18 protein-coding genes, 1 tRNA gene and 1 other RNA gene are annotated in these 22,645 nt (G+C 71.2%); 15 read left to right on the top strand and 5 right to left on the bottom strand.

What is annotated here, in order from left to right:
* Positions 1-2: 2 nt before the first annotated feature.
* Complete coding sequence (locus P5G59_RS20205) at positions 3-791, top strand: SGNH/GDSL hydrolase family protein (RefSeq protein WP_301220824.1); 789 nt, start codon at positions 3-5, stop codon at positions 789-791.
* Between the two features lie 5 nt (positions 792-796).
* Here the strand turns inward: P5G59_RS20205 and P5G59_RS20210 are convergent, their stop codons facing one another.
* The 4 genes from P5G59_RS20210 to P5G59_RS20225 are packed head-to-tail and all read right to left on the bottom strand — an operon-like array spanning position 797 to position 4,063.
* Positions 797-1,138 (bottom strand): DUF202 domain-containing protein, encoded by a 342-nt coding sequence (locus P5G59_RS20210; protein ID WP_301220825.1) that lies wholly within the window; start codon positions 1,136-1,138, stop codon positions 797-799.
* A complete protein-coding gene (locus tag P5G59_RS20215) occupies positions 1,135-1,503 on the bottom strand; it encodes a YidH family protein (RefSeq protein WP_301220826.1) in 369 nt (122 codons plus the stop codon). The genes P5G59_RS20210 and P5G59_RS20215 overlap by 4 nt, the downstream gene beginning before the upstream one ends.
* A 20-nt stretch (positions 1,504-1,523) precedes the next feature.
* A complete protein-coding gene (locus P5G59_RS20220) occupies positions 1,524-2,906 on the bottom strand; it encodes a sulfatase family protein (RefSeq protein WP_301220827.1) in 1,383 nt (460 codons plus the stop codon).
* Positions 2,903-4,063 carry an ROK family transcriptional regulator gene (locus P5G59_RS20225; RefSeq protein ID WP_301220828.1) on the bottom strand — a complete coding sequence of 387 codons (1,161 nt, stop codon included), beginning with the start codon at positions 4,061-4,063 and terminating at the stop codon, positions 2,903-2,905. The genes P5G59_RS20220 and P5G59_RS20225 overlap by 4 nt, the downstream gene beginning before the upstream one ends.
* 158 nt (positions 4,064-4,221) lie before the next feature.
* Here P5G59_RS20225 and P5G59_RS20230 point away from each other — a divergent pair, with 158 nt between their 5' ends.
* From P5G59_RS20230 to P5G59_RS20255, 6 genes are read left to right on the top strand one after another with little or no spacing between them, the layout of a single operon-like run.
* A complete protein-coding gene (locus P5G59_RS20230; RefSeq protein WP_301220829.1) occupies positions 4,222-5,796 on the top strand; it encodes an ABC transporter substrate-binding protein in 1,575 nt (524 codons plus the stop codon).
* Positions 5,796-6,743, top strand: a complete 948-nt coding sequence (locus P5G59_RS20235) for an ABC transporter permease (RefSeq protein ID WP_301220830.1) — start codon at positions 5,796-5,798, stop codon at positions 6,741-6,743. The genes P5G59_RS20230 and P5G59_RS20235 overlap by 1 nt, the downstream gene beginning before the upstream one ends.
* Before the next feature lies 1 nt (position 6,744).
* Positions 6,745-7,629 (top strand): ABC transporter permease, encoded by an 885-nt coding sequence (locus tag P5G59_RS20240; protein WP_301220831.1) that lies wholly within the window; start codon positions 6,745-6,747, stop codon positions 7,627-7,629.
* Entirely contained in the window at positions 7,626-9,284 is a 1,659-nt protein-coding gene (locus P5G59_RS20245; protein WP_301220832.1) for an ABC transporter ATP-binding protein, read from the top strand. The genes P5G59_RS20240 and P5G59_RS20245 overlap by 4 nt, the downstream gene beginning before the upstream one ends.
* Positions 9,281-10,816 (top strand): arylsulfatase, encoded by a 1,536-nt coding sequence (locus P5G59_RS20250; RefSeq protein ID WP_301220833.1) that lies wholly within the window; start codon positions 9,281-9,283, stop codon positions 10,814-10,816. The genes P5G59_RS20245 and P5G59_RS20250 overlap by 4 nt, the downstream gene beginning before the upstream one ends.
* 5 nt (positions 10,817-10,821) lie before the next feature.
* A complete protein-coding gene (locus P5G59_RS20255) occupies positions 10,822-12,294 on the top strand; it encodes a sulfatase family protein (RefSeq protein ID WP_301220834.1) in 1,473 nt (490 codons plus the stop codon).
* A gap of 114 nt (positions 12,295-12,408) precedes the next feature.
* On the opposite strand, the gene P5G59_RS20260 is transcribed toward P5G59_RS20255, so the two are convergent.
* A tRNA-Ser gene (locus tag P5G59_RS20260) sits at positions 12,409-12,496 on the bottom strand.
* A gap of 102 nt (positions 12,497-12,598) precedes the next feature.
* Between P5G59_RS20260 and ffs the strand changes: the two genes are divergently transcribed.
* The 8 genes from ffs to P5G59_RS20300 all read left to right on the top strand — a co-directional run.
* Positions 12,599-12,695: signal recognition particle sRNA small type (ffs, locus tag P5G59_RS20265), an RNA gene on the top strand.
* A gap of 101 nt (positions 12,696-12,796) precedes the next feature.
* Complete coding sequence (locus P5G59_RS20270; RefSeq protein ID WP_301220835.1) at positions 12,797-14,131, top strand: DUF1254 domain-containing protein; 1,335 nt, start codon at positions 12,797-12,799, stop codon at positions 14,129-14,131.
* A 1-nt stretch (position 14,132) separates the two neighbouring features.
* Positions 14,133-16,268: a phosphate acetyltransferase gene (pta, locus tag P5G59_RS20275; protein ID WP_301220836.1), complete on the top strand. Its 2,136-nt coding sequence runs from the start codon at positions 14,133-14,135 to the stop codon at positions 16,266-16,268.
* Positions 16,265-17,467 (top strand): acetate/propionate family kinase, encoded by a 1,203-nt coding sequence (locus P5G59_RS20280; RefSeq protein ID WP_301220837.1) that lies wholly within the window; start codon positions 16,265-16,267, stop codon positions 17,465-17,467. The genes pta and P5G59_RS20280 overlap by 4 nt, the downstream gene beginning before the upstream one ends.
* 13 nt (positions 17,468-17,480) lie before the next feature.
* Complete coding sequence (locus tag P5G59_RS20285) at positions 17,481-18,833, top strand: acyl-CoA thioesterase/BAAT N-terminal domain-containing protein (protein ID WP_301220838.1); 1,353 nt, start codon at positions 17,481-17,483, stop codon at positions 18,831-18,833.
* Positions 18,830-20,119, top strand: a complete 1,290-nt coding sequence (locus P5G59_RS20290) for an acyl-CoA thioesterase/bile acid-CoA:amino acid N-acyltransferase family protein (RefSeq protein WP_301220839.1) — start codon at positions 18,830-18,832, stop codon at positions 20,117-20,119. Before P5G59_RS20285 ends, P5G59_RS20290 begins: the two co-directional genes overlap by 4 nt.
* A complete protein-coding gene (locus P5G59_RS20295) occupies positions 20,116-21,345 on the top strand; it encodes an acyl-CoA thioesterase/BAAT N-terminal domain-containing protein (RefSeq protein ID WP_301220840.1) in 1,230 nt (409 codons plus the stop codon). Before P5G59_RS20290 ends, P5G59_RS20295 begins: the two co-directional genes overlap by 4 nt.
* A 50-nt stretch (positions 21,346-21,395) precedes the next feature.
* Positions 21,396-22,645: DNA polymerase III subunit gamma and tau (locus tag P5G59_RS20300; RefSeq protein ID WP_301220841.1), on the top strand; the 1,250-nt coding region annotated here is incomplete at its 3' end.

Raw genomic sequence — 22,645 nt, forward strand, 5'->3', positions numbered from 1 at the left:
TGATGGATTCGCACGTCGCAGAGTACGTCGCGCTCGGCAGCTCGTTCGGTGCCGGCCCCGGCCTGCGGCCCCGCGCACCGGGCGGCCCCCGGCGCTCCGGACGCTCCGCAGTGAACTACCCTCACCTGTTCGCGGCGACGGCGCGGCTGCGCCTGCGCGACGTCACCTACTCGGGCGCGACGACCGCCGACCTCCTCGGCCCGGGCGCCGGGGGAGTGCCTGCGCAACTCGACGCCGTCACCGCGGAGACGCGCCTGGTGACCATGAGCATCGGCGGCAACGACATCGGCTACGTGGGCGGACTGTCGATCGCAAGCCTGCCGCGCCCGGTGCAGGCGCTGCCGAGGATGCGCCGCCGCCTCGGCGACGCGCTCGACCCCGGCACGCTGGACGCGCGCTTCGACGGTCTGGGCGCCCGGCTCGGCGACATCGTCGGCCGGATCCGCCGGGTCGCGCCGGAGGCGCGCGTCGTTCTCGTCGACTACCTCACGATCCTCCCCCCGAGCGGCACGGCAGCCGACCTCGGGCGGCTCCCCGAACCGGTCGCGGACTGGGGGCGGACGGTCGCGGAGCGCCTCACCGCGACCTTCCGCTCGGTGGCCGACGAGCTCGCGTGCGAGGTGGCGCCCGCTGCCGCGGCGTCGCGAGCGCACCACGCCTGGTCCGCCGACCCGTGGACCCGCCGATTCCAGCTCGGCTCGCGGGGCGGAGCGCCCTACCACCCCAACGACGCCGGGATGCACGCCGTGGCCGCGCTGCTGACGGAGCTCATCGCACCCGTCGGAGAATAGATCGCTCAGGGCCGCGCGGCGACGAGCGCCACGGCGATCACACTGACGGCGCCCGCGGAGGCGGCGAGGATCGCCAGCGCGGCGATCAGGCGACCGTCGGCGAGGGCGACGCGGTCGCCGTGCGCGTGGAGCCTGCGGTGATGGGAGCGATAGCGCCGGTGGACGGCCGCAAGCAGGGTCGCCGCCGCGACGGCTCCGGCGATGCCGAGCAGCGCCGACCACGCGCCGAACAGCTCGGGGAGGATGCGCGCGGCGACCAGAGAGCCGGCGAGCACCGCGAGGCAGGTCCGGCGCCAGGCGAGTGCGGTGCGTTCGGGTTGCAGACCCGGGTCGAACGGCGTGCTCACCGGAGGAGCACCCCGAGGAGCACGAGTGCGCCGACCGCGCAGACGACGACCGCGAGGAAGACCGTCAGCGGTGCGCTCGGGAGAGGCGTCTCCGTGCGCAGCGCGGCCTCGGTGCGCTTCCAGCCGTACCAGGCCTGGATCGGGGTGACCAGGCCAGCGACCAGGAGCAGGAGCGACGCGGCGAACCGGAACCCGGGATGGATGCCCAGGCTCAGCGCCTCGAGCGCGACGCCGCCGGCGAGGAGAGCGAGCCCGGTGCGGATCCAGGCGAGGAAGGTGCGCTCGTTGGCGAGGCTGAACCGCGCATCGGGTTCGCCGCCCACGGAGAACAACGTCCGCGGGAAGCGCCCGTCGGCGGCCGGCATGGGGGAGCGCCTGTTCTCTTTCACGCTCTCGCGGCCCGGACGTCCGACCGACTGAGGATGCGGGTGCGGAAGGTCTTGGTCTGCGGATCGCCGTGGTCGGCCATCCAGTCGCCGATGCGCTGCCGGAAGTCGTTCAGCACGTCCGCGTGTGCCGGGTCGTCGGCCAGGTTGCGCAGGCCGAACGGGTCGGTGCTGAGGTCGTAGAGCTCCTCCGGGGCGCGATCGAGGTAGAACTCCGCACGCGCGGCCACCTCGGGCGCATCCGTCGCCGCCGTCGCCATGGCCGCCCAGCTGAGGCCGTCCATGTTCTCCGCGACATAGGTGCGGCCCGTCCCCGCCCACTGGTTCCAGATGTAGCCGTAGCGGCGGTCCTGGGCGCAGCGCATCTCGAAGCGTCTCTTGCCGGAGGTCTCGTGGAAGACGGTGAACATCGTGTCGCGCGCCAACTCCTCGCCGTCTTCCAGCAGGCCCTGCAGGGGCAGCCCGTCGAGGTCTTCGTCGACAGGGAGGCCGAGGATGCCGGTGATGGTGGGGAAGAAGTCGAGCGAGGACACGAGCGACCGCTCGTCGACGGTGCCGGCGGCGATGCGCCCGGGCCAGCGCATGATCAGCGGCGTGAGGGTGCTCCGGAGGTAGCAGTTGGCCTTGGCGAACGGGAACGCCATCCCGTTGTCGGACAGGAAGATGACGAGCGTCTGCTCCCGCTGACCGGAGGCGTCGAGCGCCGCGAGGACGGCGCCCACGACGTCATCGCAGCGCCGCACCGAGGCCAGGTACTGCGCGTACTCGGTGCGCACCCCTTCCAGATCGGGGAGGAACCCGGGCGGGGTGGACTCCGCCGCGTCGAAGGTCCGAGAGGGGGCGGGGATGGCGCCGCGTGCGTCCTCCGGCCATTTCGCGGCCTCGTCGGCGCTGCCGTGGAAGGGCCGGTGGGGGTCGTGCGCGTTCGCCATCAGGAACCAGGGCCTGCCGTCGGCCCCGGCCAGGAACTCCGCCGTCGCCGCTCCGTACTTGCCGGGGTCGCGGCCGAGCCCTAGCTCCTCCATCTGGCGGATGAAGTCCCAGCCGAAGCGCTCGACGGGGGCGATATGCCCCACCTTGCCGAGGATGCCCAGCTCGTAGTCCTGGTCGGCCAGCAGCTCGGTGAGGAGGGTGACCCCGTCGTTGATCGGCTCGAAGCCCTCCGCGCCGTTTCTGTGGGGGACCAGGCCCGTCATGATCGCGGAGCGGCTGGGCTGGCACACCGCCGCCACGACGTGGGCGCGGGTGAACCGGATGCCGTCTGCAGCCAGCCGGTCGAGATTCGGGGTGATCCCGGCGGGACCTCCGAACGAGGACGGCGAGCCCGCGTCCATGTCGTCCGCGGTGATGAGCAGGATGTTGGGGCGGTCGGAACGGGTCATGAGTAGTGCAGGACCTCCAGAGCGATGGCGGCCGCGCCGCGGATGAGGGCGTCGTCGCTGCCGTCCGCGGGCTCGACGCGCAGGCTGTCGCGCAGCAGCGGGAAGATCCGCTCGCGCGTCCCTTCGCGGAGGCGGGCGATGACCTCGGCCGGGGCGGAGGAGAGCGAGCCTCCCACCAGTAGGAGTTCCGGCGTGAAGAGGTTGACGATGATGGCCATCGAGCGCACGAGCTGGTCGATCACCGTGTCCTCGAGCTCGGCGACCGCCGGGTCGCGCCGGGCGCGTGCTCGCATCTCCGACATGACGTTGGCGTCGGGCGGGAGGGGATCGCCCAGCTCGGCGAGACGCGCGGCGATCGACGGCTCGGACACGACGGTGTCGAGGCACCCTCTGGCTCCGCAGGAGCACGGTCGGCCGTCCTCGACGACCCGGGTGTGCCCGATGTAGCTCTCGCCGCCGGTCCCGTGTCCGCCGTAGAACGGCTCGCCCTTGACAGCGACACCCAGGCCGACGCCGGTGCGGACGTACAGGTACGCGAGGCTTTCCGCGTCATGACCGCCGTACCGGGCCTCGCCGAGAGCGAGCGACCGGACGTTGTGGTCGACGACGACAGGGATCCCCAGGCGATCCTCCAGGAGATCCGAGATGGGGACGTCGCTCCAGCCGAGGTTGACCGACCGGATGTTGGTGCGCCGCGCCAGGTCGACCGGCCCGGGCGCCCCGACGCCGATCCCGATGCATGCCGGCCCGGAGTCGGCCGTGAGCAGAGAGCGGACGTCGGCGGCGATGAGATTCATCACCTCTTCGGCGGGAAGGGACGGGTCGAAGGTGGAGACGATCCGGCTGCGCACCTGCGACCGGGCGTCCGTCAGGCCGACGCGGTACTTGCCCACCCCGAGCTGGACGCCGGCGACGGTAAGTGCCTCCGGAACGGGGACGAGGGAGATCGCGGGTCGCCCCAGCCCGCCGTACTCGTCGGCTCTCTCGGTAAGCAGCCCGAGCTCGATCAGCGGCGCGACCGTCTTGGTGATGGTGGTGGGGGACAGCCCGGTGATCGCGGACAGCCGGGTGCGTGAGGTGGGCCCCTCGTCGCGGAGGATCTTGAGCACCATCCCTTCGTAGGGGCCCCGGTGCCGGGTGGGTTCGAGCAGCGTCATCGCGTCCAGATTTCCATTCCTCGGGTTGACAGGTGCAGCCTACCGCATTACTTTCTCCATTGGAGAAAAAATGTAGCGAGGCCCTCGCTTCCCCCGATCTCCTGATCCTTTCGCGACGCTCCGCACCAGGACGTCCCACTCAATGAAGAGGAGCAACGATGCCCAGCAAGGATCCATCAACCCGACGAAAGTGGCTCACGCCGCGCAAGGCGCTCGTGGCCGGCGTCGCCGTCGCTCTCGCGCTGACCGGCTGCACCTCGGCCCGCAGCGTGGGCCAGAACACCGGAGACGGCAAGCCGGTGGACGGCGGAACGCTCACGGTCGCGATGGCGCTGGACGCCCTTCCCAGCGGCCTCTTCGGAACGCTGGACCGCAACTGGCCGTGGGTGGACAACGTCTTCGAACCCCTGATCCGGCTCGAGCCCGGCACCCGCAAGGTCGACCCGGTGCTCGCCACCAAGGTCGACGTCGCGGCCGACGGGAAGAGCGCGAAGGTGAGCCTCCGCAAGGGGGTCAGCTTCCAGAACGGCCAGCCCTTCACCGCCGACGCCGTCAAGTTCACCATCGAGAAGTCGATCGACCCCGCCAGCGGCGACAACCTCGCCTTCGTGGCCAAGCAGTTCACCGACGTGACGGTCGACAGCCCGACCAGCCTCACGATCACCTTCGGAAAGGTGCTCGGCGACTCCTTCCTCGACTACCTGAACCAGACCGAGATCGTCGACCCGTCCTCCTTCGCCGGGCTCGCAGACGGATCGCAGGTCGTGGGCACCGGCCCCTTCAGCTTCGGCGACTGGCGTCCCGGCGCGGGATTCACGCTCAGCAAGTACAAGGACTACTGGGACGCCAAGCAGGTGCACCTCGACAAGATCGAGTACGTCGTCACGACCGATCCGACCGCAGAGATCAACGCCGTGAAGAGCGGCCGTGCCCAGGTCGCCTACGGAATGGCCCCGGTCAATGCCGCCACCTTCCAGAACAACAAGCAGTACGACTTCGTCAAGGGCGGCGGCTCGATCTACCCGATCGGCCTGAACATCCAGAACGCGCCGCTGAACAACAAGGCGGTACGGCAGGCGATCGCCTACGCCATCGACCGGAAGCGACTCAACTCGCAGGTCTTCGCCGGGCTCGGCACGGTCACCGACCTGCCGTGGGCGCCGGGGTCGGCCGGCGTCGGGAAATCCCGCGAACAGCACTACACCTACGACCCGGACAAGGCCAAGAAACTGGTCAAGGACGCCGGCGCAGAGGGAGCTGAGGTCACGATCACGTACAACCGCTCGAACGCCACCGTCAACGCGGAGTACCAGATCATCGCCAACAACCTGACCGCGATCGGCCTCAAGCCCGTCGCCGACGGCCGGGACCAGCCGAACTACCAGGCCGCGCAGAGCCAGGGCACCATCCCTGGCGCCTTCCTCACGCTGCACGGTCAGGTCGGACTCTCGCCGTCGACCATCGCCCAGGCGCTCCCGACCCTGCGTAAAGGCAACACCTCGCACATGGCGACGCCCGAGTATCTGGAGCTGAGTGCGGCTCTGGCCGACGCGACGAACTCGAAGGACAGCGAGAAGGCGCTCGGTGAGCTGTCGGACTACATGCTCGACCAGGCGTTCCTCAACACCATGATCCAGTCGCCCGGTGCGGTCGTCGCCTCCACCTCCGTCAAGAACATCGACGTCTCCATCCGCGGGCTGTTGCTGTTCAAGAGCGCGTATGTGAGCAAGTGATGGCCCGGTTCCTGCTCAGCAAACTCCCGTCGTTCATCCTCGTGGTCGTGGTCAGCTCGGTCATCGCGTTCCTGCTGCCGCGACTCGCCCCTGGCGATCCGGCCGTGGTGCTCGCCGGTCCCGACGCGTCCCCGGAGGTGATCTCGAAGATCCGCGACGACCTGGGACTGGATCAGCCGATCTGGACCCAGTACTTCAAGTGGATCGGCGGCGTGCTGCACGGGGACCTCGGCCAGTCGTACGTGCTGAAGCGTCCGGTCGGCGAGTTGATCGCCAGCCGGATCGACAGCACCCTCGAGCTCGCCATCCTGGCGGCGATCATCATGATCGTCGTCGGGGTGGGGCTCGGGGTCCTCGGCGGGGCGAAGCGCTCCCCGGCCATCCGCGGCCTGGTGGACACCTTCAGCACCATCTTCCTTGCGACCCCGCCGTTCCTCACGGGTCTGCTGCTCATCCTGCTGCTCGGCTTCGCCATCCCGATCCTCCCGATCAGCGGGGAGACCTCGCTGCTGACCGATCCCGGGATCGGCATCCAGTTCCTCATCCTTCCTGCGATCGCCCTCGCGCTTCCGCAGGCGGCGGTGATCGCCCGGATGCTCCAGACCTCGATGCTGACCACCCGGGGCGAAGACTTCGTCGACCTCGCGAAGGCCAAGGGCGTGCCGCCCACCCTCATCACCCGGCGGCACGTGCTGCGCAACAGCTTCGGCTCGGTCGTGGTGGTGATCGGCCTCCGCATCGGCGAACTGCTCGCCGGAGCGATCGTGGTCGAGTCGATCTTCGCCCGCAACGGTCTCGGCAGTCTGGCGGTCTCATCCGTCCAGAGCCGCGACTACCTGGTCGTCCAGGCCCTCGTCCTCGGAGCCGTGATGATCGCCGTGATCATCCAGCTGCTGTCCGAGGTCGTCCTGGCGGCCCTCGATCCCCGCGTCCGACTGGGAGACTGACATGAGCACCGCAACCACCACACCGGCCGCCGCCGTCGGCCGCCCGGAGCGGGCGCGACGACTCGGCCCGACCGCCCGCCGCTACCTGAGTGCGTTCAAGACCGCCCGGGGGATCATCGCCCTCGTCCTGATCGTCGCCATGACGCTCCTCGCCTTCCTCGCACCCGTGCTGTTCCCCGGAGGCTACGACGCCCAGAGCGACCAGACCCTCCAGGGAATGTCGCTCCAGCACCCGTTCGGAACCGACGAACTGGGCCGGGACATCTTCGTCCGGAGCATCTACGGTCTCCGCACCGACCTCGCCCTGGTGTACATCGCCGTGCCGATCACCATGGCGCTCGGCACCTTCATCGGCTTGCTGGGCTTCGTCTGGAAGTGGCTGGGGACCGCCACGCAGCGGGTGCTGGACATCATCCTGGGCTTCCCGAGCCTGATTCTCGGAATCTCGGTGGTCCTCGTCCTCGGGTCCGGGTTCGCCGGGCTCCTCGTGTCGATCATCATCATCGGACTTCCGCAGTTCGGCCGGCTCGCCCGTCAGACGATGCTGGCCCAGCAGCAGCGCGAGTACGTGACGGCGGCCAGCACCCTCGGCATCGGCCGCTGGCGCATCATGGGCAGGCACATCGTGCCGAACACCGTCGACCCGGTCATCGTGCAGGGCGTGGTGTTCCTGGTCCACGCGGTGTTCCTGGAGGCCGCCCTCAGCATCGTGGGCCTCGGCATCCAGCCCCCGGAGCCGTCGCTCGGCGCGCTGCTGGACACCGGGATGCGCTACATCAACCAGTCGCCGACCTACATCCTCGGGCCGATCATCATCCTCCTGCTCATCGCGTTCGCGTTCACCCTGCTGACCGACGCGCTCAACGAAACGGTGAACCGCAAGTGACCGCCACAGCCCCCGACCGCAGCGCGCCGTCGAGTTCGACCCCCGCGCCGCTGCTCGACGTCCGCGAACTCGCCGTCGCGTTCGACCTCCCCACCGGCACGGTCGACGCCGTCAAGAACGTCTCGTTCCAGGTCCAGCCCGGCCGGATCCTCGGCATCGTCGGGGAGTCCGGCTCGGGGAAGTCGGTGACCTCCCGCGCGGTGATGCGCATGCTGCGCGAACCCGGCAGGGTCGTGAACGGCAGCGTCGAGTTCGACGGCCGCGACATCCTCGCCCTGCCCGAGCGGGAGATGCGCTCGGTACGCGGTCGGGACATCGCGATGGTGTTCCAGGACCCGCAGGCGGCGCTCAACCCGTCCATGCGGGTGGGAGAGCAGGTGGCCGAGGCGCTCGAGACCCACGGCGTGGGCAAGGCCGAGGCCCGCGAACGCGCCAGGGAGCTGTTCCATCAGGTCGGCATCCCGGACGTCGACCGCACGATCGAGCTGTACCCGCACGAGTTCTCCGGCGGCATGCGGCAGCGTGTCGTCATCGCGATCGCGCTCGCAAACCGGCCCAAGCTCCTGATCGCCGACGAGCCGACGACCGCGCTGGACGTCACCATCCAGGCGCAGATCCTCGCGCTCCTGAAGGACCTCCAGGAGCAGTTGGGCATCGCCGTGCTCTTCATCACCCATGACATGGCGGTGGTCGCAGAGCTGTGCGACGACGTCATCGTGATGCGGCACGGCGAGATCGTGGAGCGCGGCGACGTCCGGTCGATCCTCGCCCGGCCGCAGCATCCGTACACGATCGCGCTGATGGACGCGATCCCCAAGATGGACTCCGCGCTGCGGGACGACGCCCCGGACGACCGTGCGCGGCCCGTGCTCGAGGTCCGCGATCTGAAGACGGACGTCAACACCCGGCGCCGCGGGCTGATCGCCCGTCCCGTGCCGTTCTTCGCAGTCGACGGCGTCTCGCTCCGCGTGGAGCCCGGCGAGACGCTCGCGCTGGTCGGCGAGTCCGGCTGCGGCAAGTCGACGCTCTCGCGCACCATCGTCGGCATCAACGACCCGGCTGCCGGCGAGATCCTGCTGGACGGCGAGCGGGTGTCCGGACCGGCCAGCGGCAGGCCCCGGCGACTAACCCGGATGGTCCAGTACGTCTTCCAGGACCCGTACTCGTCGCTGAACCCGCGCCGGACGGCCGGGCAGTCGCTGGAGGAGGCGCTGTCGGTGGCAGGCGTCCCCAAGCGGGAGACGCGCGCCCGCAGCCTGGAGCTCCTCTCCCGCGTCCGGCTCGGGCCGGAGTACCTCGACCGCTACCCGTACGCGTTCTCCGGCGGACAGCGTCAGCGCATCGGCATCGCCCGGGCACTGGCGACGGACCCGCGGCTGATCATCCTCGACGAGCCGGTCTCCGCCCTCGACGTCTCGATCCAGGCGGAGATCCTGGAGCTTCTCACCCAGCTCCAGGAGGACTTCGGGGTCGCCTACCTCTTCATCTCGCACGACCTCGCGGTCGTCCGCGAGATCAGCCACCGCGTCGCCGTGATGTACAAGGGCCGGATCGTGGAGCAGGGGACGACCGAGGAGATCTTCGACCGGCCCCAGCACGCGTACACCAAGACGTTGCTGAGCGCGACGCCTGACCTCGGAAAGGCCTTCGCATGACCCGGGGACGGAATGCGCAGGAGCAGCGGCCGAATGTGATCGTGATCCTCGCGGACGACATGGGGTACTCCGACCTCGGCTGTTTCGGCGGCGAGATCGCGACCCCCAACATCGACCGGATCGGACGCGAGGGGATCCGCTTCACGCAGTTCTACAACACCGCGCGCTGCAGCCCCTCGCGCGCCAGTCTGCTGACCGGGCGGCATCCGCACGAGGTCGGCATCGGCGTTCTGACCGACGACGAACGGCCGCACGGCTATCCCGGGTCGCTGGACCCCCGCTTCCCCACGCTCGCCGAGCGACTGGGAGACGCCGGATATGCGACCTGCCTCTCCGGCAAGTGGCACCTGTCCAGCAACGTCAGGGAGCCCGACGAGTCCTGGCCGACCCGGCGCGGGTTCGACGAGTTCTACGGGATCATGCCAGGGGCCGACGACTACTTCCACCCGCGCGCGCTCTGGCACAACGAGGAGCGGCAGCCGGTGCCGACCGAGCCCGGCTACTACTTCACGGACGCCATCTCCGATCACGCGGCCGAGTTCGTGACCGGTCACGCCGGAGGCTCGCCGTTCTTCCTCTACCTCGCCTACACGGCCCCGCACTGGCCGCTGCATGCCCCGGAGGCGGACATCCACGCCTACGAGCACACCTTCGACGAGGGCTGGGACGCGCTGCGACCCCGGCGGCTGGCCCGCCTGGTGGAGGAGGGCATCCTGCCGAAGGGGTCGGAGCTCTCCGAGCGCGACCCGTCCCAGCCCCCGTTCGCAGAAGTGGCCGATCCTGAATGGGAGGCCCGGCGCATGGCCGTCTACGCGGCCCAGGTGGCCGCGATGGACCGTGGCGTCGGCCGCGTGCTCGACGCTCTCGAGGCGGCAGGCGAGTCGGACAACACGGTCGTCCTGTTCCTCTCCGACAACGGTGCATGCGCCGAGCAGATGCCCCCGGAGGACGCCACCCACTTCCGGGAGCGCCAGCCCACCCACACCCCGGCCGGTGTGCCTCTGCGCATCGGCAACGAGCCGTCGATCCGTCCGGGAGCCGACGACACCTTCTCCAGCTACGGACGCGCCTGGGCGAACCTCAGCAACGCCCCGTTCCGGCTCTACAAGCGGTGGGTGCACGAGGGCGGGATCTCGACGCCGCTGCTCGTCCGCTGGCCGGAAGGGCTGACGGAGCCGCGGATCGTGCCGGACCCGTTCCAGCTGACGGACATCACGCCGACCGTGCTCGAGGCCTGCGGGTTGGCCCCGGCCGACGGCCCGGGGGTCAGCATGCTCCCGGCAGCGCGATCGGAGTCGGCGTCCGGCGAGCACGCCCTCTTCTGGGAGCACATCGGCAACGCCGCCGTGCGCCGCGGACGCTGGAAGCTCGTCCGTGAAGCGGGCCTGCCCTGGGAGCTGTACGACATCCACGCGGATCGGACAGAGCTCCACGACCAGGCGGGCGACTTCCCGGACCTCGTCCAAGAACTCCGGTCGCGCTGGGAGGAGTGGGCCGATTCGGTCGGCGTCCTTCCGCGGATCGTGAGGTGATAACCGTGACACAGAAAGAGAACACGCAGATGACCGGAGCACGACGGCCCAACATCGTCATGATCCTGACCGACGACCACGCGTCGCACTCGATCGGCGCCTACGGGTCCGCCGTCAATACGACGCCGAGGATCGATGAGATCGCCGCGCGGGGCGTCCTGTTCGAGAACTGCTTCGCCACGAACGCCCTGTGCTCCCCGAGCCGCGCGAGCATCCTCACCGGCACGTACAGTCACGTCAACGGTGTCACCACGCTGGTCACCCCGATCGACGCGTCCCAGCCGACCTTCGTCTCGCAGCTCAAGGCTGCGGGCTATCGCACCGCCATGATCGGGAAGTGGCACATGGGCCACGGCGCCGGCCACGACCCCGAGTCGTTCGACTACTGGGATGTGCTCAGCGGATCGGACGGCCAGGGCGAGTACTGGAACCCGCTCTTCCTCTCGAAGCAGGGAGAGCGCGTCGAAGAGGGCTATGCCACCGACATCATCACCGACCTCGCCCTGAACTGGGTCGAGGGGCTCGAGGGCGACGACCCGTGGTGCGTGCTGATATACCACAAAGCGCCCCATCGGCCGTGGCACCCGAAGCCGGAGCACGCGCGCCGCTACACCGAGCCGATCCCGCTCCCGGAGACCTTCGACGACGACTACGCCACGCGGTCGTCGTCCGCCCGCCGCGCGGCCATCCGTCTCGCCGAGAACCTGAACCGCGAGGACCTGAAGACGGACCCACCCGCGGGGCTCACCTACGAGGAGGCCGCGATCTGGAAGTACCAGCGCTTCATGGAGGACTACCTCGCCTGCGTCGACAGCGTCGACGAGAACGTCGGCCGGGTCATCGACTGGCTGGATGAGCGCGGCGACCTGGACGACACCATGCTGATGTATGCCTCCGATCAGGGGTTCTTCCTCGGCGACCACGGCTGGTTCGACAAACGGCTCATGTACGAGGAGTCGCTGCGCATGCCGTTCCTGCTGAGCTACCCCGCCCGGGTGCCGGCCGAGCAGGTTCACGACGGCATCGTGACCAACGTCGACTGGGCGCAGACCATCCTGGATGCGGCCGGCGTCGCCGCCCATCCGCGGATGCAGGGGAGGAGCTTCTGGGGGGACCTGACGGGGTCGCCCAGCACCCCTCCGGCCGAGGGGATGTACTACCGCTACTGGGAGCACGACGACACCTTCCACAAGGCGCCGGCCCACTACGGCTACCGCAGCGACCGCTACAAGCTGATCTACTACTACAACGACGGTCTCGGACTGCCCGGCACGGGCCCGTTCACCTACCCGCCGGAGTGGGAACTCTACGACCTCCACACCGACCCGCACGAGCTGCGGAACGTCTACGACGACCCCGGTTACGCCGACATCCGCGAGGACCTGAAGCGCCGCATGTGGCAGGAGCAGCAGCGCCTTCAGGACGCCCCCCACCCCAGCCAGCCTGTCCCGGAAGGCGTGGACGCCCTCGCCGTCTGAGAGACGCCGTCGGAGATCCGGCCGCATCCGGTGCGAATCTCCGACGGAAGGCGGCCCAGCAGGGGATTCGAACGTTCGACTGCTCACCTCGGCGGCGCTACTCGCGGGTGAAAATGGCGGAGAATGGGGGATTCGAACCCCCGAGGGCTTGCACCCAACACGCTTTCCAAGCGTGCGCCATAGGCCACTAGGCGAATTCTCCTGGCGCTGCCTTCCGCTCTCGCGGCCGGCGGCTCACAGTATCTTACTCGATCAGCGGAGGCCCCGACGCACACGCCTCCCAGCCGCACCCGCTACACTGGTTCCCGGCTCCCCACGTGGCGCCATCCAGGCCAACTCCCCCAGGGCGGAAACGCAGCAAGGGTAACCGGGCTCTGGCGGGTGCGTGGGGGGTCTTTTTTCGTCCAGCCGAGCGTCACCCGCTCCGCGTATCCTGTGGCCAGGAGCACCGGGCTTCTACAGCTTGTAGAATAGCTGTCGAGTTGGACGGACGGGGTGCGCAGTGACCGAAGAGCTGACCGAGCTCGCGACCGAGGCCTACGTGGTGGGCTTCCCTCTCGTGTTCGACCTGGAGCAGGTGGTCCGGTTCGTCGAGGAGGGCATCGGCAGCGTCCCGCCCACCCCGTTCAACGTGTTCGGGCACGCGCGTGAGCTCGCCGGTCCGGACGACACCTTCGTCTCGATCAATAACGACACGGTCTACTCGATCGCCCAGATCGACCTCGGCGTCGGCCCGATCCGGCTCTCGGTGCCGGCGGCCGGTGACCGCTATCACGTCCTCCAGTTCGTGGATGCGTGGACGGACAACTTCGCCTATGTCGGAACGCGCGCGACCGGAGGCGCGGGCGGCGAGTTCCTGCTGCTCCCGCCCGACGCCGACCAGCCAGACGAGACGGCGTCCGGTGTTCGGGCGATCCGCTTCCCGACCCGCGTCGGCACCATCGTCGGCCGCTGGGCCGTGGACGGAGAGGACGACCTCCCTGCGGTGCACGCCCTCCAGGACGCCCTGACGCTGACCCCGCTGCATCAGACGCTCGTGCCGCCGGAGGGCGTTCCCGCCGCACCTTCCGGGCGGGGAGAGGCGCTCGACTTCTTCGAGAAGCTGCGCGTCTGGTCGCAGGCGTTCCCGCCCGCCGAGCGCGACCGGCCGGCGTTGGAGTCGTACGCGCCGCTCGGACTGCTCAGCCCGTATCCGCTCGCCGAGCAGCCGGAGTCCGTGCGAGCGGCCCTGACCGACGGCTACGCCCTCGGCAAGGAAGCGCTGGAGTCGGCGCTGCGCACCGCGGGCACCGTCGTGGACCACTGGCAGACCGACCTGCACGTTTTCGACTACAACCTCGACTTCTTCGAGATCGGCGCCATCGACTCTCCGGAGTGGAAGCTGACCGACCCCCGCACCCGCTACGCCCACCGGGCCGGCGCCGCGCTCGGCGGCCTCTGGGGCAACCACGCCTACGAGGCGGCCTACATCATGACCTACGAGGACGCCGCGGGCGAGCCGCTCAGCGGCGACCGCACCTACCGGCTGCGACTGAGCCCGACGCCGCCTGTCGGCGCGTTCTGGTCGCTGACCATGTACGACCTCCCGCGCTACTACCTCGTCGCCAACCCGATCGGACGCTACTCGATCGGCGACAGGACGCGCGGGCTCGAATACGACGACGACGGAGGACTGACCATCACGATGAGCGCCACCCGACCGGCCGACGAGAAAGCGGCGGCCAACTGGCTGCCGGCGCCCACCGGGCGGTTCCGCCCCATCCTGCGTCTGTACCAGCCGGGCGCGGAGGTGCTCGACGGCACGTACGCCATCCCCGCGATCGAGCGGGTCGGCTGACGTGGCGCGGTCCATCTACATCACCTCCGCCGAGGGGCACACGGGCAAGTCGACCGTCGCGCTCGGCGTGCTCGAGGCGTTGCGTCACTCGGTCGGCCGGGTCGGCGTCTTCCGCCCGATCGCGCGCACGACCGCAGAGCGGGACTACGTGCTCGAGCTGCTGCTGCAGCGCACCACCGCAGGCATCCCGTACGAGGAGGCGGTCGGCGTCGGCTACGAGGACGTCCATGCCGACGCGGACGCGGCGCTCGGTGAGATCGTGCGACGCTTCCGGGCCGTGGAGGCGCGCTGCGACACGGTCGTGATCCTCGGCTCCGACTACACCGACGTCGGCAGCCCGACCGAGCTCGGCTACAACGCGCGCATCGCGGCCAACCTCGGCGCTCCCGTGCTGCTGGTGCTCGGGGGACGTGTCGGGCAGGGGCTCGGCGAACGCCTCGGCCAGGCCGACCCGCGCTCGCCGGAGGAGCTCCGGCAGCTGGCGGAGATCGCCATCGCCGAGCTGCGCACCGAGCACGCGAGCCTGCTCGCGGTGATCGCGAACCGGGCCGACGCCGAGAAGCTGGAGCCGATCGTCGCCGCGGTGGCCTCCGTGGTCGGCGCCGCAGCGGCCGCCGCCGGCACCTCCGACCGCCCGCCGGTGTGGGCCATCCCGGAGGACCCGTTCCTGGTCGCACCGAGCATCCGGTCGATCCTGGAGGAGACCGGCGCCACGCTGATCTCGGGCGAGGAGGCGCTGCTCACGCGCGAAGCGCTCGGCGTCGTCGTCGCCGGCATGTCGATGAACAACGTGCTGCCGCGGCTGGTCGAGGGTGCCGTCGTCGTCGTCCCCGGCGACCGCACCGAGGTGCTGCTCGCGGTGCTCATGGCGAACGCCTCCGGCACCTTCCCGTCGATCGCGGGCATCGTTCTCAACGGCGGCTTCGAGCTGCCGGAGCCGATCGAACGGCTGCTCGCCGGGCTGCGGTCGCCGCTGCCGATCGTGCGGACGGGTCTCGACACGTACGAGACGGTGGTCCGCATCACGCACGCCCGCGGACGGCTCGCGGCCGACTCGCAGCGCAAGTACGACACCGCCCTCGCGCTGTTCGAACGGCACGTGGATGCGGACGCCCTGCTCGCGCGCCTCAACGTCTCGCGGCACGAGGTCGTCACGCCGCTGATGTTCGAGTACGACCTGATCGAGCGGGCCCGCGCCGCGAAGAAGCACATCGTGCTGCCGGAGGGCGAGGACGACCGCATCCTGCGTGCCGCCCACACCCTGCTGGCGCGCGGCGTCGCGCGGCTGACGATCCTCGGCGAGCCGTTCGAGGTGCGCTCGCGCGCGATCGAGCTGGGCCTCGACCTGACCGGCGCCGAGGTGCTCAGCCCCTTCGACGACGTGCTGCGGGTGCGCTTCGCGGAGGAGTACGCCCGGCTCCGCGCCCACAAGGGCATCACCGTCGACCAGGCGGCCGACACGGTCACCGACGCCTCGTACTTCGGCACGATGATGGTGCACCTCGGCCTCGCCGACGGGATGGTGTCGGGCGCCGCCCATACGACGGCGCACACCATCCGCCCGGCGTTCGAGATCATCAAGACGACTCCGGGTGTGTCCGTCGTCTCCAGCGTGTTCCTGATGGCGCTCGCCGACCGCGTGCTGGTCTACGGCGACTGCGCCGTCATCCCGGACCCGACGGCGGAGCAGCTCGCCGACATCGCGATCTCGTCGGCGACGACGGCCGCGCAGTTCGGCATCGAGCCGCGCGTCGCCATGCTGTCGTACTCGACCGGCGACTCCGGCGCGGGCGCCGACGTGGAGAAGGTGCGGACGGCGACCGCCCTCGTGCGCGAGCGCGCGCCCGAGCTGGCGGTGGCCGGTCCCATCCAGTACGACGCGGCGGCGGATGCGGCGGTCGGAGCCGCGAAGATGCCCGGGTCGGAGGTGGCAGGTCGCGCGACGGTGTTCATCTTCCCGGACCTGAACACCGGCAACAACACCTACAAAGCGGTGCAGCGCAGCGCCGGCGCGGTCGCGATCGGACCGGTGCTGCAGGGTCTGCGCAAGCCGATCAACGACCTCTCCCGGGGTGCGACGGTCGACGACATCGTCAACACGGTGGCCATCACGGCGATCCAGGCGGCCCTCTCGTGAGCGCCGTCCTCGTCGTCAACAGCGGATCGTCGTCGTTCAAGTACCAGCTGATCGACAGCGAGACGGAGGAGTCCCTGGCCTCCGGGCTGGTCGAGCGGATCGGCGAGCCTAGCGGGCACACGACCCACCGCGGGCCGAACGGGAGCACGGAGCGCACGCTCGCCATCCCGGACCACACCGCCGGCTTCCGGGCCATGCTCGACGCCTTCGAGGCGGAGGGGCCGAGCCTCGCGGACAACCCGCTCGACGCGGTCGGCCACCGGGTGGTGCACGGCGGCAAGCGCTTCTTCGAGCCGACGATCGTCACCCCGCTCGTCGAGATCAACATCGAGGATCTCTCCGACCTCGCGCCGCTGCACAACCCGGCGAACCTGCAGGGCATCCGGGCCGCGAAGAAGGCGTTCCCGGACGTGCCGCACGTGGCGGTGTTCGACACCGCGTTCCACCAGACCCTCCCGCCCGCCGCGTACACCTACGCGATCGACGCCGGCCTCGCGGAGCGCCATAGGGTGCGCCGCTACGGGTTCCACGGGACCTCGCACAAGTACGTCTCCGAGACGGCCGCGGAGTTCGTCGGCCGCCCCCTCGGCGAGCTGCGGCAGATCGTGCTGCACCTCGGCAACGGCGCCTCGGCCGCAGCGATCGACGGCGGACGATCGGTCGACACCTCGATGGGGATGACCCCGCTCGAGGGCCTCGTGATGGGCACCCGGTCCGGCGACCTCGACCCGGCGGTGCTCCTCCACCTCGCACGGCGGGCGCACCTCTCGACCGACGAGCTCGACGAGCTCCTCAACCGGCGCAGCGGCCTTCTCGGGCTCTCCGGCCGCGGCGACATGCGCGACGTGCGTCAGGCGGCAGGCGGCGGCGACGAGGAGGCGCGGCTGGCGCTGGATGTCGCCGTCCACCGTCTCAAGCACTACATCGGCGCGTACACCGCGTTGCTCGGCGGCCTCGACGTCCTCACCTTCACGGCCGGCGTCGGAGAGAACGACGCCGCCCTGCGCGCGGAGGTGCTGACCGGGCTGGAGGTGCTCGGCATCCGGCTCGACCCCGAGCGCAACGCGGACCCGTCGCACGACGCGCGGGTCATCTCGGCCGACGGGTCGCCGGTCACCGTGCTGGTCGTGCCGACGAACGAGGAGCGCGAGATCGCCCGGCAGTCCCTGCAGGCCGTGCGGGAGTCCACCGGGAGCTGATCGGAGAACGACCATGCGGCGACGGCGCGGCGGGGACGGAGGGCGCAGGAGCCCTCGGCGGCCGCTCCTGGCGCGCCTGGTGCGCCTCGCGGCGGTGGTCGCGGCCGGCGCGCTCGCCGTGTGCGCCCTGGCCGCCTGCGGCCCGTCCGACGCCGGCGCCGCCGGTCCCCGCTTCGTCACGCCGCCGCTCGTGCGGTACAGCGCGGTGCTCTGGCCCGTGCCTCTCCAGCTGGTCGGCGCAGAGCCCGGCGCGCGCCTCCGGGTGACGGCACGCCTCGCGACCGACCGCGGCACCTGGACGTCGGGGGCGACCTACACGGTGCCCGCCTCCGGAGTCCTCGACCTCGCAAGGGCCCGGCCGCAGCTCGCTCCCTTCGCCGACGCCGACTCCGCCGGGCTGTTCTGGTCGCTGCGGGGCCCGAAGCTCGGCGTCGAGGCGGCCGCCCGGCAGTGGATGCGCGACTCGACCGCCGTGACCCTCACCGCCTCCGGGGACGGCCGCGTCGTGGCCTCCCGGCGGTTCGACCTGGTCGGGCTCGCCGCCGGGATCTCGGTCCGTACCCTGTACACGCGCGACCTGCGGGCGGCGATCGATCCGCGGCTGCCGCGCCAGACGCATGAGGACGTGCCGCTCGGCACCTATTACAGCGCGGCGTCGCTGGAGCGGCCGCAGACGCCGGCCGTGCTCATGTTCGACGACCCGTCGGAGGGGGCGTCGTCCGAGTTCACCGCTCCGCTGATCGCCCAGCTCGGAGCCTCCGTGCTGAGCGTGCCGGTCGCGGCGTCGGCCGACGGCGTCCACTCGACCGGCATCATCTCCGCGAGCACCGTCTCGGCCGTGTTCGACTGGCTGCAGCGCCGGCCCGACATCCAGCACGACAAGGTGTTCGTCTACGGCACGGGCGTCGCCGAGCAGCTCGCGGTCTGGGCCGCGACGCGGTTCCCGTCGCAGGTCTACGGCCTGTTCGTCGCCTCCGGGACGCCCGCCCTGCTGTGCCTGCCGGCCGCCCAGGTCGCGCCGGCGTTCGAGGACGCGGACGGCCTGCGCTGCCTGTCCCGCTCCGGGACCGTCGTGCCCGACGCCGTCCCGAGCGTCGACGGCATCGAGGGCCCGGTCGTGATCGCCTGCGGCGAGAGCGATGAGGTGCTGCAGAACGCGTGCGACTGGCAGCGTGCGCTCGCCGCGACGCGCGGTCCGCGCGCCGGCGACGCGACGATCTACGCCGACGGCTCCTCGCACGCCGTCTCGGTCCCGCCCGGACTGCCGATCGGCCTGCCCGCGGCGGGCGGCCAGCCGACCGAGAGGGCGCGCGTGGCCTTCTGGAACGCGGTGGGCCGCGCCGTGCTCAGGGCGGTGCTCGGATGAGGCGCCGGCTGCTCCGGGCGCTGGTGGCCGTCGTCGCGGTCGCGGCCGTGCTGTCGGGCTGCGCGGCGGTGGGCGGCGGAGGCGGCGCGCGCATCCAGTTCAGCCTGTTCGGCGACGGGATGTCGCAACCGTTCGGCGTGCGGCTGACCGGTCTGCAGCCGGGCGAGCCGGTGGTCGTGTCCGTGCGGGCGCACACCGCCGCGGGCTGGCTGTCGTCGCGCGCGGTGTACGCCGTGCCGCCGGACGGCCGCGTGCAGCTGTGGTCGCAGGAGCCGATCTCCGGCCCCTACCCGCGGCCGGACGGCGCTGGGCTGCTCTGGAGCCTCACCGGGCCGTCGCTCAGCCAGCGGCAGCTGGAGCAGCAGTGGGTCCGCGGCGCGCTCGATCTGCGCTTCCGGGCGGAGCAGGCCGGCCTCAGCGTGGCGACCGCCGTGCTGCACCGTGCGCCGCTCGCCGCGGGCACCAGCGACCGGGACGTGCTCGGCAGCGACCTGATCGCGACAGGAGACCCGGAGGCCGCGGGCCTGGCCGCACCCGAGAAGGTCGGCCTGCTGGTCGAGTCCGTCCCGACGCCGGTGGACCTGCGGCCCGGCGTGATCGTGATCGACGGGGACGACGACGGAGGCTCCGGCGCCTTCGCGGCCCATCAGATCGCCGCGGCGGGCTTCCCGGTGTTCGTGCTGCCCGCGTTCGTGCCGGAGGGACGCATCGCCGGGTCGGCGGCGCTCTCGGTCGAGACCTTCGATGCGGCGCTGACCTGGTTCTCCTCCCTGCCGATCGTCGATGAGGGCCGCATCTTCGTCTACGGCACCGGGCCGTCGTCCTCGCTCGCCCTCTGGTTCGCCTCGCACGACCCCGAGCGCGTGCACGGCGTGTTCGCCGCGAGCGGTGCGACCGCGCTGCAGTGCACGTCGGAGGCGGGTAGTCCGCTGCTGATCCAGCACGACCTCCCGCTGCCCTGCGCGAACCCGGAGCGCACGATCGCGGGCACCGACATCCTCCCGCTGCAGCGCATCCCCGGTCCCGTCGTGCTGGCGTGCGGCACGGCCGACCAGCTGCTGCCCACCGCGTGCGACTGGACCCGGGCGGGCGAGCAGGCGCGCGGGAAGAAGGACGGGGACGCGTTCCTCTACTCCGAGGGCGCGGGCCACGAGATCTCCACACCTCCGGAGCTGCCGATCGGGCTGAGCGACCTGCCGCCGGCGACGGCGCAGGCGACGGAGGACGCCAGGGTCGCCTTCTGGCAACTGGTGCTCGCGCGGCTGGCGGGGGCGATGCGGCCGTGAGGCGCCCGGCGGCGCTCGTCGCCCTGCTCGGCCTGGTCGCCGCGCTGCTCGCCGGCTGCAGTCCGGCGCCCGCAGCGGCCGGCCCGCACTTCGAGGTGAGCGAGGAGCCGAGCCGCGTGTGGGAGCCGGTGCACCTCCGCCTGGTCTCCCTTCCTCCCGGCGGCCGGGTCACGATCACGGCGAACGCGCTGACCGGCGGCAGGTGGACCTCGCGGGCCGAGTACTCGGTGCCCTCGTCGGGCATCGTCGACCTCGACCACGACGTGCCGGTCGAGGCGCCCTTCACCGGTGCGGACGGGATGGGCCTGTTCTGGTCGCTGAGCAGCGCCGGCGGCGCCTCGGCCACGTCGCCGGAGCAGTGGGGCGGGTCGACCGTGGCGGTCGACCTCGCCGCGACGATCGACGGCAGGCGCGTGGCCGCGCGGCGGCTGCACCGGGTGGGGCTCATCTCGGCCGCGCCGTCGCGGGCGGTGTCCGAGGGCGACGTCGTGGGCGACTACTTCCGCCCGGTCGCATCGTCGCCCGCGCCGCGTCCGGCGGTGCTGGTGTTCGACGACACCGACCCCGGCACCCCGACCGGTGTGCTCGCCGCCTCTACGCTGTCCGCGATGGGCTATCCGGTCCTCCTGCTGTCGACATACGGGTCGGAGGACCGGCTCGACCCGGTCCGCACGCTGCCGGGGGAGCGCGCGGTCGCGGCGCTCGCCTGGCTCCGCTCGCAGCCCGGGGTCGACGCGCGGCGCATCTTCGTCTTCGGTACCTCGCGCGGCGCGCAACTTGCGCTGTGGGCGGCGGTCGCGCATCCCGAGCTGGTGTACGGCGCCATCGCCCCGGCTGGGACGACCGGACTGGTCTGCCCGTCGCCCGTCCCGGGTCCGGCGGTCACGGTGGGAGGGGACTGGGTGCCCTGCCTGAGCGGCAACCGCGACCCGAGCCCGGCCGCGGTGCTGGAGCTGAACCGCATCCCCGGTCCCGTCGTCCTCGGCTGCGCCGGACAGGACGAGCAGCTGGAGACGGCGTGCGGCTGGATGGACGCCGCCGCGAGCGTCCGCCCGCCCCACGGCGGCGACGCCTACGTGCGCGCACCCCGGGCCACGCACCTCTTCTACGTGCCCCCGTACACACCGCTGTACCTCCCGCCGCCGCCCGCCGCGCAGGCGACGGAGGACGCCCGCGTCGCTCTGTGGTCGGCCATCGGGCGGGCGCTGAACGTGCGGGGGCCGTGACGCACGGCGGAGCCCAGCCGAATGTCGGCGGCGGTGAGTACCATGTGTGAGTGGTAACCGCCCTGTATCGCCGCTACCGGCCCGACACCTTCGCCGAGATGATCGGCCAGTCCCAGGTGACCGAGCCGTTGATGACGGCACTCCGCACCAACCGGGTCAACCACGCCTACCTGTTCTCCGGTCCGCGCGGCTGCGGGAAGACCACGTCGGCGCGCATCCTCGCCCGCTGCCTCAACTGCGCAGAGGGGCCGACCGACACCCCGTGCGGAAAGTGCTCCAGCTGCATCGAGCTGAGCCGCGACGGCGGCGGGTCGCTCGACGTCGTCGAGATCGACGCCGCGAGCCACAACGGCGTCGACGACGCCCGCGACATCCGCGAGCGGGCCATCTTCGCCCCGGCGCGCGACCGCTACAAGATCTTCATCCTCGACGAGGCGCACATGGTGACGCCGCAGGGCTTCAACGCGCTGCTCAAGATCGTGGAGGAGCCGCCGGAGCACGTGAAGTTCATCTTCGCGACGACCGAGCCCGAGAAGGTGATCGGCACCATCCGGTCGCGCACCCACCACTATCCGTTCCGGCTCGTGCCGCCGGCGCAGATGCTGGAGTACGTGCAGAGCCTGTGCGACAGCGAGGGCATGACCGTGGCCCCCGGCGTGCTGCCGCTCGTGGTCCGCGCGGGCGGCGGCTCGCCGCGAGACACCCTGTCGCTGCTCGACCAGCTGATGGCCGGCTCCGAGGGCAGCGCCATCGAGTACGAGCGCGCGGTGGCCCTGCTCGGCTACACGCACGCGGCTCTGCTCGACGAGGTCATCGACGCGATCTCGGCGCGGGACGCGGCGGGAGCCTTCGCGGCGGTCGACCGCGTCATCCAGACCGGCCAGGATCCGCGCCGGTTCGTCGAAGACCTGCTCGAGCGCCTGCGCGACCTCATCGTCGTCGCGGCGACGAGCGTGGAGGGCGCAGCGGCCGTGCTCCGCGGCGTCCCGCAGGACGAGCTCGATCGTATGGGCGTGCAGGCGATGAAGTTCGGCGCGGCCGAGCTCAGCCGCTCCGCCGACATCGTGAATGCGGCCCTGACCGAGATGACCGGTGCGACCTCGCCCCGCCTCCACCTGGAGCTCATGATCGCGCGTGTGCTCGTGCCGTCGAGCGACGAGAGCGAGCGCGGCGCCCTCGCCCGCGTCGAGCGGCTGGAGCGCCGGGTCGGTGTGAGCGACGCGGTCGGCGGCTCCGCTGCGGAGCCGGCGGCGCCGGTGCGACCGGCAGCGCCGGCAGCGCCTGCGGCGCCGGTGCGCCC

It is taken from the genome of Leifsonia virtsii, from assembly GCF_030433675.1.
GTDB classification, from domain to species: domain Bacteria; phylum Actinomycetota; class Actinomycetes; order Actinomycetales; family Microbacteriaceae; genus Leifsonia; species Leifsonia virtsii.

Bases quoted from the DNA above. Each gene is read 5' to 3' on its own strand.
- P5G59_RS20240 (WP_301220831.1), top strand. From the start codon at position 6,745: ATGAGCACCGCAACCACCACACCGGCCGCCGCCGTCGGCCGCCCGGAG.
- P5G59_RS20225 (WP_301220828.1), bottom strand. From the start codon at position 4,063: ATGACGCTGCTCGAACCCACCCGGCACCGGGGCCCCTACGAAGGGATG.
- P5G59_RS20285 (WP_301220838.1), top strand. From the start codon at position 17,481: ATGCGGCGACGGCGCGGCGGGGACGGAGGGCGCAGGAGCCCTCGGCGG.
- P5G59_RS20230 (WP_301220829.1), top strand. From the start codon at position 4,222: ATGCCCAGCAAGGATCCATCAACCCGACGAAAGTGGCTCACGCCGCGC.
- P5G59_RS20290 (WP_301220839.1), top strand. From the start codon at position 18,830: ATGAGGCGCCGGCTGCTCCGGGCGCTGGTGGCCGTCGTCGCGGTCGCG.
- P5G59_RS20235 (WP_301220830.1), top strand. From the start codon at position 5,796: ATGGCCCGGTTCCTGCTCAGCAAACTCCCGTCGTTCATCCTCGTGGTC.
- P5G59_RS20250 (WP_301220833.1), top strand. From the start codon at position 9,281: ATGACCCGGGGACGGAATGCGCAGGAGCAGCGGCCGAATGTGATCGTG.
- P5G59_RS20220 (WP_301220827.1), bottom strand. From the start codon at position 2,906: ATGACCCGTTCCGACCGCCCCAACATCCTGCTCATCACCGCGGACGAC.
- P5G59_RS20215 (WP_301220826.1), bottom strand. From the start codon at position 1,503: ATGCCGGCCGCCGACGGGCGCTTCCCGCGGACGTTGTTCTCCGTGGGC.
- P5G59_RS20205 (WP_301220824.1), top strand. From the start codon at position 3: ATGGATTCGCACGTCGCAGAGTACGTCGCGCTCGGCAGCTCGTTCGGT.